The organism is Spirosoma gilvum, assembly GCF_054776815.1.
The window spans coordinates 828,549-843,300 of sequence record NZ_BAAHBH010000001.1; the positions used below are offsets into that span (position 1 = coordinate 828,549).

General features: G+C 47.6%; 10 protein-coding genes. All 10 read right to left on the bottom strand.

Annotated elements, in window-relative coordinates:
- Window positions 1-73: 73 nt before the first annotated feature.
- Complete coding sequence (locus ACYVFD_RS03360) at window positions 74-2,119, bottom strand: tetratricopeptide repeat-containing sensor histidine kinase (RefSeq protein WP_461088339.1); 2,046 nt, start codon at window positions 2,117-2,119, stop codon at window positions 74-76.
- Entirely contained in the window at window positions 2,116-4,101 is a 1,986-nt protein-coding gene (locus tag ACYVFD_RS03365) for a tetratricopeptide repeat-containing sensor histidine kinase (protein WP_461088340.1), read from the bottom strand. Before ACYVFD_RS03365 ends, ACYVFD_RS03360 begins: the two co-directional genes overlap by 4 nt.
- Before the next feature lie 2 nt (window positions 4,102-4,103).
- A complete protein-coding gene (locus ACYVFD_RS03370; RefSeq protein ID WP_461088341.1) occupies window positions 4,104-6,140 on the bottom strand; it encodes a tetratricopeptide repeat-containing sensor histidine kinase in 2,037 nt (678 codons plus the stop codon).
- On the bottom strand, window positions 6,137-8,221 hold the full coding sequence (locus ACYVFD_RS03375; protein WP_461088342.1) for a tetratricopeptide repeat-containing sensor histidine kinase: 2,085 nt from the start codon (window positions 8,219-8,221) through the stop codon (window positions 6,137-6,139). Before ACYVFD_RS03375 ends, ACYVFD_RS03370 begins: the two co-directional genes overlap by 4 nt.
- A gap of 126 nt (window positions 8,222-8,347) precedes the next feature.
- The gene (locus ACYVFD_RS03380) at window positions 8,348-9,631 is read right to left on the bottom strand and encodes a M20/M25/M40 family metallo-hydrolase (protein WP_461088343.1); all 1,284 of its coding nucleotides are present in this window, start codon (window positions 9,629-9,631) and stop codon (window positions 8,348-8,350) included.
- 17 nt (window positions 9,632-9,648) lie between these two features.
- Complete coding sequence (locus ACYVFD_RS03385; RefSeq protein WP_461088344.1) at window positions 9,649-10,554, bottom strand: dioxygenase family protein; 906 nt, start codon at window positions 10,552-10,554, stop codon at window positions 9,649-9,651.
- A 62-nt stretch (window positions 10,555-10,616) separates the two neighbouring features.
- On the bottom strand, window positions 10,617-11,732 hold the full coding sequence (locus ACYVFD_RS03390) for a serine hydrolase domain-containing protein (protein WP_461088345.1): 1,116 nt from the start codon (window positions 11,730-11,732) through the stop codon (window positions 10,617-10,619).
- 206 nt (window positions 11,733-11,938) lie between these two features.
- Window positions 11,939-13,204: an ATP-binding protein gene (locus ACYVFD_RS03395; RefSeq protein WP_461088346.1), complete on the bottom strand. Its 1,266-nt coding sequence runs from the start codon at window positions 13,202-13,204 to the stop codon at window positions 11,939-11,941.
- A 13-nt stretch (window positions 13,205-13,217) separates the two neighbouring features.
- Window positions 13,218-13,859 carry a hypothetical protein gene (locus ACYVFD_RS03400; protein WP_461088347.1) on the bottom strand — a complete coding sequence of 214 codons (642 nt, stop codon included), beginning with the start codon at window positions 13,857-13,859 and terminating at the stop codon, window positions 13,218-13,220.
- Window positions 13,860-13,887: 28 nt separating this feature from the next.
- Entirely contained in the window at window positions 13,888-14,694 is an 807-nt protein-coding gene (locus tag ACYVFD_RS03405) for a hypothetical protein (RefSeq protein ID WP_461088348.1), read from the bottom strand.
- Between the last annotated feature and the right edge of the window lie 58 nt (window positions 14,695-14,752).

Consider the following 14,752-nt stretch of genomic DNA (forward strand, 5'->3'; position numbering starts at 1 on the left):
TAACGTCTGGTGAACAGGCTTTTCATTTTAGGACAAAGGTGTTCGTTTTTAGGTCATTACCTGTCGCAACACCCTATAAGGGCAGTAAGATGTTAAATTCCGTAAACGCACCCGGCTCGGTCGTTACAGACAGTGTTCCGCCATGCCCTTTGGTTACAATATCATAACTCAACGACAAGCCCAATCCTGTACCTTCACCCGTAGGCTTGGTGGTGAAAAACGGTTGGAAAATCTTGGCTTTTATTGAGTCGGGAATACCCATGCCGTTGTCTTTGACCCGGATTTCTATCGAAGCGTCGAACCGCTCCCCCCGGCCCTCTCCTGCCAGGAGAGGGCGCAAAAGGGTGCTGACCCAAATAGTGGGCTGGTAATCAACTCCATGACCTATGCCCCGCGCCCGTTGCCCAATCGCATAAAAGGCGTTGTTGTACAGATTCAAGAGTACCCGACCAATCTCCTGAGCAGCTATCTCTACATTGGGTAAATTCGGGTCAAACGTTGTGACTAATTCGCAATTGAATTGATTGTCTTTGGCCGGATCGCCGGACCGCCGAAAGCCCTGATAAGCCAGTTTGAGATATTCAGCGGCCAGGGCGTTGAGGTCGGTAAGTTCTTTCTGGCCTGAACTGGTTCGGGAGTGTTCCAACATGCCTTTGACGATGCCGCTGGCCCGCTGGCCATGATGGGTGATTTTTTGCAGATTTTGTGACAGGTTCCCCGCGATTACTTTAGCCTCCTGCGTATCTCCTAGGTCCAGCTCATCAGTTAGTTCGCTGACCAATTCTGCTGACAATTCGGAGAAATTGTTGACGAAGTTGAGCGGGTTCTGAATCTCATGAGCAATCCCAGCAGTCAGTTCACCGAGGCTGGCCATTTTTTCTTTCTGAATCAGTTGCGCTTGAGTAACTTTTAGTTCGGTGAAAGCGGTTTCTGCTTTATGGCGTTGATGATCAATTTCTTCTTTCTGCTGACGCAGTAGCCGATTGTCTTTTTGCTGCTGCCGATTCGTTCGGTACATGATAAAAGCAATCAGCAATACCACTGCCAGCCCTGCCAGAAGACCATATTGGCGGATTTGGGTTTGATAGGCTGCTTTGGCTTGTTCTATTTCCCGCTGACGTTTTTCCTCATTGGCTACTATGGCCTGCATGGCCTGAATGCTACCCGCCCCAAACAATTTTTCTTTAGTCTTCAGCATTAGCTCATGATAGGCTAAGGCCTGTCGGTAATCCTGCTTTTGCTTATAGGCAGCGGCCAACAACCTACTCGCTTCCAGTACTTGTAATGTAAACGACCCTGCCTGCGCCAATGCTTTTCGGGCATACACAACAGCCGAATCAGCCTGATTTAGTTTCAAGTAGAAGCCAGAAATGTGGTTATAAGCAAATGCAGCATTGCGCAGGTCATTAATTTGGAGAGCATACTGCGCACTTTGCTTGTAATACGACAAGGCGCGGTCATTATGTCCTAATTGTTGATGTAACATACCCAGGTTTCTCCGTATGTATGAAAGGTGTCTGTCTAACTTTAATCGAATTGAATTATGGTAAGCTGATTGTAAGTACTGTTCGGCTGAATCTAGTTGATTGGCATACAAGTAGGCAGCTCCAAGATTATTTTGCTGAACAGCTATAAGCGATTCATCATGAATCACATCAGCTATTCTCTCACTCTGCTTATAATACTGTATCGCTTTGGCGTAGTCTTTCAAATCATAGTAAATACCCCCTATTCGTTGTGTACACATGGCTATTTCTAATTGGAATTGGTGGTCCTGAGCAATACGCAAAGCTTTCAGGTTTACTTCTAACGCTTTAGGCAGGTTACCAGTCTCTCTGAACAAATACCCAACTCCCATCGACGCCCGTGATTCGCCCCGGTAGAATTTAAGCTGACGCGCTAATGATAGTGCCTGCTGGCCATAGTTCATGGCAGAATCAGGATTTGTATAGAGTAATTCTGCCCCCAACCGCAGCAGAACCAGTACCCGGCTGGTGTCTTGCTTCGGGAGGGCCAACAACCGTTTGAGGCTGTCAACCGAAACAGTTCGGCTAGACTGAGCGGTGGTTACAGCAATAGAAAAGGTCCATAAGAGGAGGAAAAGACAAAATCGTTTCATAACACATTATTGGTGGGTAATGTGACGACAAACTCGGTATACCTATTTTCCTGACTTTCCACCCACATCTCTCCTCCATGCCCTTTGGTGACAATGTCATAGCTCAAGCTCAACCCTAGCCCCGTACCTTCACCAGTGGGCTTGGTGGTGAAGAAGGGCTGAAAAATCTTGGCCCTGACTGATTCTGGAATCCCTGTGCCATTGTCCTGAACGTGAATGACTACACTTAATTCGCTGCGTTGCGTACTGACCCAAACGGTGGGTTGATACTCAGCCGGAGCGGTTTTCTGTTTCTGCCCAACCGCATAAAAGGCATTGTTGTACAGGTTCAATAGGACCCGACCTATTTCCTGCGGTACTACGTTCGCAGGGGACAGATTAGCAGCAAAGTCGGTAATCAGTGTAGCATTAACGGTTTGGTCTTTCGCGCGAAATCCCTGATAAGCCAGTCGCAGGTATTCGTCAGCCAGCGCATTAATATTAGTCGGTTCTTTCTGGCCCGAACTGGTTCGGCTATGTTCCAGCATGCCTTTGACAATGCTGCTAGCCCGCTGGCCGTGGTGGGTAATCTTTTGTAGATTTTGCCTCAAATCAAGAGCAATAGCTTTGGCTTCTTTGGGTTGACCCTCATCCAGTTCCTGGGTTAATTCCTCAACCAGCTCTGTAGACAGTTCTGAAAAATTATTGACGAAGTTCAACGGGTTTTGAATCTCGTGGGCGATACCCGCCGTGAGTTCGCCCAGGCTGGCCATTTTCTCGTGTTGAATGAGTTGCGTTTGGGTAGCTTTCAGGTCAGCGAGCGCGTGTTCCGCTTTATCTCGTTGGTGATTAATTTCTTCTTTCTGGCGATGAAGAAGGTTATTGGCTTTCTGCTTTTGGCCGTTATTCCTATACAGGATATACGCAATGACTAAAAGTACGATTAATCCGGCCAACATACTGTATTGCTGGATTTGGTTTTGATAAGCTATTTGGGCTGCTTCTACTTCCAGTTGATGTTCCCGTTCGGCCGCAAGGATTTTTTGTAACCCCTGTACTTTTTTCACACCCCATAAACTGTCTTTTACGGCTGTCGCTATTTTTAAAAAGCGAAACGATTCGGCCGTATTTGTTGCTTCATACGCTTCAGATAATAACGTGCTGGCTTTTAAAACTTCCTGGAGATAATGAGCCTGCTGCGCTTCAGCAAGTGCCCTTTTTGCATGATAAATACAGGAGTCGGTATTATTTATGTTTCTATATGCCGTAGCAATTCGGTTATTGGCGAGAGAATTCAATCGACGATTCTCTTTCGAACTCAGTTGGAGGGCTTGCTGGTAATAGCTAAGTGCAGATTCGTTTTTGTTTAACTCTTTTTGTATATCCCCAATAATCAGCAAATTAATTAAAAAGGTGTTTTCATCTTTATTAATCTGAGTTAAATGGTAGGCTCGTTGCGTATAATATAAAGCCGAATCTAATTGGCGATTTTGTAAAAAGTCATGACCTATATTCGCCAGTGTTTGAGCTATATAATTTGTATCATGCAGGCTAACAAATAACTTATTTGATCGTCTATGAAAATTCAGCGCCTTTTGAAACTCCCCTAATTCAGTATAAATAACACCAATATTGTTCAGGCTTCTTCCGGCCTCAAATTGATAGCCATTCGCTTTAGCTATTTTCAGGCTTGTTAGCGCCATTTCCAGTGCCTTCGGGAAGTCGCCCTGAATGCGTTTGGTCGTACACATAAAACTCAGTATCCGGGCTTCGCCCTTCAGAAATTTTAGCTTTCTGGTTAAAGCAAGCGCCTGATTTAAGTAGCGTAAACTGGAATCGGGATTGAAATTTCTGAAGCGAAAGCCTAGTTCAGCCAAAACCAGTACCCCACTGGTGTCTTGTCTGACCAGGGTAAGCTGATGCTTCAGGCTGTCAATTTGCCGATCTTGCGGATAGGCGCTGGCCGCCCAAAGCAAAAACAATATGGACAGAGTAAGCTTCATGATCAGACAGGTTTAGAAATCGGCAAGGTGATGACAAACAACGCATGGTCACCGGGTTGGCTTTCAACCGCCATCGTGCCATTATGCCCTTTGGTGACGATGTCATAACTCAGGCTCAAGCCCAATCCCGTGCCCTCTCCTGTGGGCTTGGTGGTGAAGAAGGGCTGGAAGATTTTGTCTTTTATAGGGTCGGCGATACCAGGCCCATTGTCGCACACCTGAATCTGTATCGAAGCGTTGACCCGCTCCCCCCGGCCCTCTCCTGCCAGGAGAGGAAGTAAAACAGTGCTCACCGTAACGGCAGGCAGGTAGTCGGCAGGGGCCGTTTTCTGCTTGTGCAAAACGGCATAGAAGGCGTTGTTAAACAAATTCAATAAGACTCGACCGATTTCCTGGGGCACTATATGGACTGGAGGCAGGTTGGCGGCAAAATCGGTAATCAGTTTACAGTTGAGGGTTTGGTCTTTACTGCGTTGCCCCTGATAAGCCAGTCGCAGGTATTCGTCAGCCAGCGCATTAATATCAGTCGGTTCTTTCTGGCCCGAACTGGTTCGGCTGTGCTCCAGCATACCCTTAACGATGCTACTGGCCCGCTGACCGTGGTGGGTGATTTTCTGGAGGTTCTGAGTGAGGTCATCGGCAATGCCGAGTACCTCATCGATTTGGCCGGACTGGGCTTCTTCTTTCAATTCCTCCACCAGTTCGGCACTGAGTTCGGAGAAGTTGTTGACAAAATTTAACGGGTTCTGAATTTCATGAGCAATACCGGCAGTCAACTCGCCCAGAGAGGCCAGTTTTTCCCGCTGGATGAGTTGGGTTTGGGTGGATTTGAGTTCTGCGAGGGCTTGTTCGGCTTTAGCCCGCTGAAGATCGATTTCTTCTTTCTGTCGATGCAGTAAGCCATTCACCCGTTGCTGTCGCCGGTTGCTGCGATAGAGCACAAAAGCCAGTAGCAAGACGACGCCCAACCCCGATAGCAAACTGTAAACGCGAACCTTGTTTTGATAGTCGTTCTGAGTAGCTTCCAATTCCTGCTGACGTTGTTGTTCGGTGAGCAGTAGGAGTTGGAGTTGGTGAAATTTTTTAGGACCGTATAAACTATCATTAACGGCTCTCGCGATTTCCTGATAGTATAGAGCACTGTCGGAATTATTCGCTGACTTATAAAGCTGAGCCAGTAAGTTGGTGGCACGCAAGACATTGGTTTTATAATTCAGCCGATGACTATTGTTTAGGGCAAGATGCGCATAGTGGAGGCTGGAGTCGGGTTGATGAAATTGGCTAAACAACTCGGCTATATTCAATTGAGTGGTTGATTGAATGCGAATATCATCGGATAGTATACCCAATGCCAAGGCCTGCTGATAGAAGTGAAGTGCTTTTACGAAATTGCCTGCTAAGAATGCCAGTCGGCCTGAATACAGGCATAATACACGCTTCTGAAGGGAGTTTCCAGGGATTCGTTTGATCCACTGGTGGGCTCGCTGGTTGACAATGCGTGCTGAATCCAATAATTGCAGGCTGATGTAAGCATTGGTCATATTGTTCAATACAGTGCCAGTGCCTACTTCGTCTGAGAGAACTTTAAAAGTTTGCCCGGCCTGCTGGTAATGGTCGAGCGCTTTACGGATTTCGCCCAGATCGAAATAAGTGATACCAATCAGGTTCTGCGCCCATGCTTCACCATCTTCATTATGAAGTGTTTTGTGAAGCACCAAAGCCTTGAAGCCGTAGGCCAGGGCTTGTGGAAAATCACCGTTCACCCGAAACACCGTACAAAAGATTTGAAAGACCTTAGCTTCTCCTTTGGCAAATCTGAGGTTGTGGGTAAGACTCAACGCTTGTTGAGCCAGTTTCAGGCTGGAATCCGGGGAATAGCGGCTATAATTATCAGCCAGTTCCGTAAGAATCAAAACCTGGTTGGTATCCTGGCGAGTTTGGCTAAGCAGATGTCTGAGGCTATCAATCTGGGCGTTCTGGCCCAAGGTTATCGATAGCGGTAAAGCCCACAATAGCAAAAGGATGTAATACTGTCTCATATCGATCCTCGAGTGGGTAAGGTGATAATAAACACAGAAAAGGTATCTTCCTCACTCTCTGCTGTCATCGTTCCACCATGCCCTTTAGTCACAATATCATAGCTTAACGACAATCCCAATCCAGTGCCCTGGCCTGTAGGTTTAGTAGTGAAAAACGGCTGGAAAATCTTCTCATGGATCGCATCGGGAATTCCTGTGCCGTTGTCTTTGACCCGAATTTCTACCGAAGCGTCGACCCGCTCCCCCCGGCCCTCTCCTGGCAGGAGAGGGAGCAAAACGGTACTGACCCAAACTTTGGGTTGATAGGTTTGTGGTAGCGACAAGGCATGCCTTGTCGCTACGGTATAGCGTTGCCCAACGGCATAAAAGGCATTATTGTATATATTCAGTAAGACTCGCCCAATCTCTTGGGGCACTAGGTTCACTAGGGGCAGATTAGGAGCAAAGTCTGTAATCAGTTCGCAGTTGAATTCCTTGTCTTTGGCCGGATCGCCGGACCGCCGAAAGCCCTGATAAGCCAGTCGCAGGTATTCGTCAGCCAGGGCATTGATATCCGTAGGCTCTTTCTGACCAGTGCTCGTTCGGGAGTGTTCGAGCATGCCTTTGACGATGTTACTGGCCCGCTGGCCGTGATGGACGATTTTCTGGAGATTTTGACTCAAATCAAGAGCAATGGCTTTGGCTTCTTTGGATTGTCCCTCATCCAGTTCCTGGGTTAATTCCTCCACTAGCTCGGTACTGAGTTCCGAAAAGTTATTGACGAAGTTGAGGGGGTTTTGAATCTCGTGGGCAATCCCGGCGGTCAGTTCACCCAGGCTGGCCATTTTCTCCCGTTGGATGAGTTGAGTTTGGGTAGCTTTGAGTTCAAAAAGCGTCCTTTCCAAACCGGCATTGGCCTGCTCGACTTGATGGCGTTGCTGAGCAATTTCCTCTTTTTGCCGATGCAACAGCCGATTGGCTCGTTGTTGCTGACGGTTATTGCGATAGAGTATAAAGGCGATCAACCCAATGGCCAGTAATCCACCCAACAGCACTACTTGCCGGATTTGGGTTTGATAAGCTTCTTTAGCCTGGGCTACTTCCTGCTGACGTTTCTCTTCATTGGCAACGATGGTTTGTAGAGCCTGAATGCTACCTGCTCCAAACAAACCCTCCTTGGTTTTGAGCGTCAATTCCTGATAGGCAGATGCCTGCCGAAAGTCCTGTTTTTGCTTATACGCACTGGCCAACAACTCACTAGCTTCCAGTATCTTAAGATTGAAAGGTCCGGCCTGGGCTTCGCTTAAACCCTTACGGGCATACACAATGCATGAATCCGGTTGATGGGCCCGTAGATAAAATGCCGCCAAAATAGTATAGTTAAAGGCCGCATTGCGATGGTCATTATTGGTTAGCGCCGTCCGAATAGCTTGCCGATAATAGGACAGTGCCAGCGGGTAGTTTTTTAATTTATCCTGCAACAGAGCCAGACATCTGAATATGTACGGATATTGGGTAACCATCTTACGCTGACTAATGCGTTTATAAGCAGTTTGTAAATACCGGCTTGCCGAGTCTAACTGATTGAGGTATAAATAGCCGGACCCAATATTGAAGAGTTGTACGGTAATTTGGTGTTCATCCCTGATCTGATCAGCAATTTTCTTGCTCTTCTGGCCATAATAGATTACTCGCTGGTAGTCTTTTAAGTCGTGATAGATGCTCCCAATACGTGAATTACATCGGGCTATTTCGGCCAGATACTGATTCGCTTCAGCCAGGCTGAGGGCTTTCAGGACTAATTCTAAGGCTTGGGGTATATTGCCAAGCTCCCGGTAGAGGTAGCCCGTCTCCTGCAAGGCAATTACCTCGCCCCGAGTGAAGTGGATCTGACGTGCCAGTGTTAGGGCCTGTTGCCCATAGTTCATGGCAATGTTAGGCTTGTTCCAACGATATAGCTCGCACAGTTTGCCAAGGATCAATACCCGGCTGGTATCCTGTTTGGCAACGGCTAACTGGTGTACTAAGCTGTCAGCTACCTTATTTTGGGCAAAGGCCACCTGAACGTAAAACCACAAAATAACCAGTAGAGCAGGTTTCATAATCAGACGGGTGAAGCGTAAGAGGATACGCATACTATTTTATTCACTCATTCTTAAAGTAATTATGATAGAGATCGTTGAGTAGCTATTGGCACTATAACTAAAAGTAAGCTTTACCGTGAATTATTAGCGCGTCAAACGATAGATGAACAGGGCCACCCGCTGAATGACTGGCCCCAACTCTTTCGTGTAGATGGTTTCCTCGATGCTGTGCTCGCCCTTGCCCGGTGCCCCCAGACCATCGATACCCGGCAGATACTGGCCAACATACGATATATCACTGGCACCACGTACGCTCGGATCAACGGCTTGTACGGGGCCTAAGCCTAGGTCCAGATTCACTCGTTCCAACTGTTGGCGCAGCGCATCGTTGGCCGCCGTCGGTTCCATGGGTGGCATAAGATCCGTAAACGTGATGGTGGCTTTGGTGAGTGGCAGGCTTTTCTCCACAATCTCACGCATTCGAGCTTTGGCACTTTCTTTCTGAGCGTTGGTCAGATACCGCAAATCGCCCTTCACTACAGCCATTCCCGCTACGATGTTATCTTTCCCGACGACTTCCGCTTTGGCTGTTTTTTCATTGTAATGCACCTCCGCTCCGCCAGCGATTAGGCCGGGATTAAACGTCAGATTTTTCTCCTGGCCCAGCGTCCGCCTAAATTCGTTCACGATTCGAACGGCTTCGAAAACCGCGCCGTAGCCCATTTCGGCGAAGATTTTTGAGGAATGACCTGAACGGGCTTTCACATCCAGTGTCCAGGTACTGGCCCCTCGCTTACTGGTTACGATCAGATTAAAGCCTAACCCCGGTTCAAAACCCAGCGCAACATCACAGCCTTTCGCCCGTTCGATGAAATCCCGGCGCCCTTCAGCATTACCTGGCGTTCCGCCTGTCTCTTCATCCCCTGTCAGATAGACGGTGATGGAGGTATCGTCGAGCAGGTTCTGGGCTTGCAGGGCTTTAAGCGCGGTAATGATCACGACATCACCACCTTTAGCGTCCCTGACGCCCTGGCCTGTGGCCGTCGAATCCGTCGTGTGGGTAAACGGTTCCATAGGCAGGCTTTTTTCAAATACGGTGTCCAGATGACCGATCAGGAAGAGCTTTTTGCCTTTTTTTCCTTGTCGGGTAGCGACCAGATGCCCTGCCCGGTTAAGTGAATCCGGCAAAGTGATCCACTCGGTCATGAAACCCAGCTTATCAAACTCAGCCGCCATCAGCTTACCAACTTGGCGAACTCCTTCTTTATTGAGCGTACCACTGTTGATGTTCACCACTTTTTCCAGAAAGGCTTCGGTTTCGGGCATCTGTTTTTTGACCGTGGCTATTATATCTATTTCAGGTTTGACAAGTGATTGGGCCGGAGCCGTGCAGACACCCAGAAAGAAGAGAAAGGTAAGTTTTTTCATGGAATTGAGAAGGAGGGTTAGCGATCTTTGAAAGCGACATTGACTGTTTTAACCCCTTTGCCCGTAACTTGCGTACGGGTCATTTTTACCGCACCATACGGCAGAAATTCAAACGCACACGCATTGACAAGCCCGGCTGGTAAGCCGCTCTGAATAAAGGTGTTATTGCCAATATAGTCGTAGTTCAGGCCATAGACAACACGGCCTGATTTCCGCCATAACTGTCCACCCCGTTTAAAGAATTCGGTTTTCAAGGTCTTATCGTTCTCATCGATATAGATGCCCGTTAATCGGTCAATAACCCTAGGCTCAACCTGTCGTTTTTCGGTCATGGTAACGTTGAAGGATACCTGTTTTCGGCCTTCAGGTACTGGTTCGACGGTTAGTATTCTCGACTTGGCCGTCGATGAAGCCGCATAGGGGTCTGTGGATAGGTGGGGATCTCCAGAAAAGTAGAGCTGCGTAACCAGGCTCTGATAACCAGGGGCCGAAATGAGTAAATGAAAATGGGCGGGCCTGAATACACCATTGCCCTGATCGTCATAGGGAACGGGCAATAGGGTCAGAAACTCATAGCGCCCCTGCTCATCACAGAGGGTCGTAGCCCGATACCGAAATGCTGAAGACGTATTATCATATTGGCCACCTGGGTCGCAATGCCAGAGTTCTACTTTAGCCCCTTTGTAAGGCGTAATACAGTCTTTATGCCGGACAATCCCCTTCAGAATAACCTCCTGACCGGAGTCTTCTTTATGAACAAGGTTGGTTCGGAGCGGGGCGTCGGGCCGGTAGTACGGCCCCAGAATATCAGTTGTGGTTTCGCAATCGCCGGTGTAGCCTTCGCCAGTAAATTGAATAAAACCGGTGGTACTAACGGCAACCGCACACAAGGCTGTGTTTTGAAGGAAATTTCTACGTTTCATTTGTCCTGGACGATTAATAAGTTTAGCATAAAAGGATGATCTTCCTCACGTCAGCAAAGGATTTACGGCTGTGGCTTGGCCTGAAGGATGAGATTCAGCAAGTGCCCCATCTCGGCACTGGTTATGCCCCTGGGAATCTCCGAGGCTGCTATATGCTCGGCATGATCCGGGTAATCGACATTGGTACAATAAACTATCACGAGATCGCGGACAGGCAGAACAACAATGTATTTCCCGCCCGCTCCCCGGGCACTATAACTGCCGTCTTCCAGCGTTACTCCTGGAAAATGATGACCCTTTTGAGCAACCCACCACAGATACCCATAGCCGCCATTTTCGCCTGCATCCGAATAGCTCTGTGTACTTTCTTTAATCCAGTTGGCCGGAACAATCTGTTTGCCTTCCCACTTCCCCTGCCGTAGGTAGAGATAGCCAAATCGGGCCAGATCACGAACGGTCATTCGAAACGGATAGGCGGGGTAAATGGATTCCTTAGCCGTTACGTAATATTGATCTTCCAGCCGAAAATCCTGCATGCGAAGGGGCCTGGCGATTCGCTCCTGAAAATCAGTCGCCATCTTCGTATGCAGTTGCTGTTCGAAAATGGTGCCCAGGGCATTGAAGTCCCAGTTGTTATAATACCAATGGGTGCCTGGTGCGTGGCTGTAGCGGGCAGGCTGGGTCGTCCGCATGGCAGGCGTACCACTGACGTAATCATGGTACACGCCAGACCGCGACTGAAGGAGCATCTGAATCGTGGCCTGTTTTTCCGCCGGGGTAAGCGCGGGTGCATTGTCGTCAATGCCTAACTGCTCGAGTGTTTTTGTCAGATCAATGCGGCCAGCCTCGGCATGAATGCCATACAATGCACTGAGCAGGCTTTTTCGAACGGAACTGACTTTATGCCGCTGATCGGTATCGCCCCAATCGGTAATGACCTTTCCACCATCAATGATCATCAGACCACCAGGGCCGAGCGTCTGGGCATAGTCCGTAACCTTCATTAGCTTTTCAGCCGACCAGCCCAGCGTTTTGGGATTCGCTTTCTGCCAGCTTGCACCGGGATACGTATCGATTAACTGAGCGTTGACGGTAAGAACAGATGGTAGGATAAAAGCGGAAAGCCACGTAGCGATACGAAGGATGGATAAACAACTGTTGTGATAAGGGGATTTCATGGCCTTTGTCTGAAAAATAGGATGAAGGCAAGTCGGGTTGGGACAAGCAGACAATATTCCTCAACTTTCACTGAACGGGCATTTCTGTTCAGGCCAAATGTGTTTGATTTTAGGCCATTACCTGTTGTCCATCAAAACGGATAGGTTCTTTTGCAAAGCCATAGTCGGGATTGACAGCGCAGTCGGCTAGTCTGATATGGAGTGGGTTAGCTAACTGGTAATACGATACTAAATTCTGTGAATTCATCCAGAACGGTAGTTACCTCCAGGGTTCCACCATGTTCCTTGGTGATGATGTCATAACTTAACGACAGGCCTAAGCCCGTGCCTTCGCCTGTTGGTTTGGTGGTGAAAAAGGGTTGGAAGATTTTAGCTTTTACTGATTCGGGAATTCCGGTGCCATTATCCTTTATCCGAATCTCAATTGTATTGGCCAGTCGATGGCTACTGAGCCAAACGGTTGGTTGATAAGTCGTTGGGGTCGTCTTTTGCTTTTCTCGAACGGCGTAGAAAGCATTATTGTAGAGATTGAGTAGCACTCTTCCAATCTCCTGGGGTGCTATGCTTACCAGCGGCAGGTTTGGGGCCAAGTTGGTGATTAGCTCGCAGGAAACGGATTTGTCTTTAGCTCTCAAACCCTGATAAGCCAGCCGCAGGTATTCAGCGGCCAGGGCATTGAGGTCGGTGGGTTCCTTCTGACCAGAACTGGTTCGGGAGTGCTCGAGCATGCTCTTAACAATGCTACTGGCTCGTTTACCGTGGTGGACGATTTTTTGCAAATTCTGACTCAGATCGTTGGCAATAAACTGCGCTTCCTGAATATCGCCTTTGACTAAGGTTTCGGCCTGTTCCTCAATTAGTTCGACACTAAGTTCGGCGAAGTTGTTGACGAAGTTTAGCGGATTCTGAATCTCGTGAGCAATGCCCGCCGTCAGTTCGGCCATAGAGGCCATTTTTTCTTTGTGAATGAGTCGCTGCTCTTTAAGCTTTTGCCTAAACTGAAATAAAATAAAGAAGTAGATAATAATGCCAGCGAAGAGAAGAAGATACAGGAAAAGCATGGGCACAAACCACCATTTATGCAACAGATTGCCTTCGACAGTAAAGTTGAATTGCGCTGGAGCATCGCCAGCCTGGGTAGTCTTTACCTCAAAGGTGTAATCGCCCCCGTCGAGATGAGCATACTGCACTTGTGAGCAATCGGTGCAGTCTACCCAGGTATAATCTAAACCGCTGAGTTTGTAGGAAAAGGATTTTAGGGCGGGATTGTACGGATTAATAAACTTGAAATGCAGATAGTTATGATCGTAGGCGAGGATAACCGGTTTTTTTTGCTGTAGATTGATTGTAGAAAAAGCCGAGTCCATCTGATTATTCCCCGCTTCTACGCTGATAATTTTAGCCAGTGGGCGGTTGGTTTGGGCCAGTGCGAATTGGCTTACAAGCAGTAACAGAAACGTAACATAGTTCATAAAATGGGGGTGTTTACCGCTCAGATTGGCTCAGCCAGAAAGCATAGGAAAAAGCGCCAAACATCAGGATGGTCACAAAGGACCAGAACATGTAGTACTGCAAATAGAATGCCTGTGAGTAGTTAATGACCGGTCTGCTAAAAATGTCAAAGGAACCTACTAAGTTGGCGACCACGATCCCGGCACTTACCCAAAACAGCGGTTGCCGACGTATATCATCGTCAATCTTCTCCTGAAACAACTGAGCCAGATAATACAAAGCAACGAGCATGACATAGAATTTTTCCACCGCATTGCTCCACCCATTATTTGTCAGGCCAGAGATGAAAAAGGCATCCAGAACAACCAGGGGAATAAAGAAAATACCGCTCCACCGAATGATGGTACTGAGCGTTTTATGTGTAATGACCGATGAGTAGAGCCAGGCCATCATCAGCAAATCGACACCCGAAAATGCATACAGGAAGGTATTGGTCGTCTTAAAGTTTACGACCAGCAGTCCTAGGTCAAGCAGCAGGGATAAGCACAGACCGAACCATACTATTTTGAGCGGTTTATCCAGATGCCTGATTAAATAAAGTCCAATCCCAACCGGAACGATAACACCATAAGTGGCTATGTATACCAGATACATAGCCACGTCAACCAGTTTCATCAGCAGTGCGTTAACTGTTACAATACCATTATTCATCGAAGCTGCCGAAAGGCGGGCAGCTTGGTTTGGGAGCCACGTACCCTGGCTCTCCATCAAATGTCGAGAATATATTGGTTGAAAGCGTGCCATCTGGCTTTACACCCCTGAAAATCAAATGAAAACAATTTCGATCCAGCGTGCTTATCCGTACGGCCAGCGTTTTTTGGAACCCAAACGTAATTTTTACCTGATCACAATCCTCATCATTAAATTCGGATAGAACCCGTCTCAACGCATTGAGTTTCATATAGGCACCCCACACGAAATTTTCTTTTCCATGAATGGGCCGAAACAGTTCTCTAAATTGCCGTACAAGGGTAAAATCTCGTGGCTGGGGTGTTAAATCCGTCGTTGTAATCTGGGTTTCAGATACCTGGTCCTCAAGTAGTTTATTGGCAAGTCTCCTGCCATCACCACTGCCATCTAATCGGATGCCCTGCATCACCAGTACTATCTTTTGGGTGCTTAGGTCAAATCCATAATAGATAGCTAAATAGTTTAATGAAGGGTTCAATGCGTCAATAAAGGCCCGAATACTACTGATAGGAACAGGAGCAATCGTAAAGGTGTCTACGGCTGAGAGACTCCTGATTAGTTGTAAACGACTCGGTGTGAGCGTAGTCGCTCTATCCAGGTTACTGTCATTAGTGAACTGGCGAAGCCGGTTCACTTCCTCATCGAATAAGTTCGTTAAATGATTGAGGTCAATTGAGTCTGTTTTTCGAAATATGCCATCTTTGTTGTTAAAGATGTCAAGCAACACGGCAATTTCAGCGGGAGTAGGAGGAGAGGGCATCTTTCTAGGATTTAGTAAATAGTGAATGAAAATGTAACGCTGAAGAAAATGAGTATCA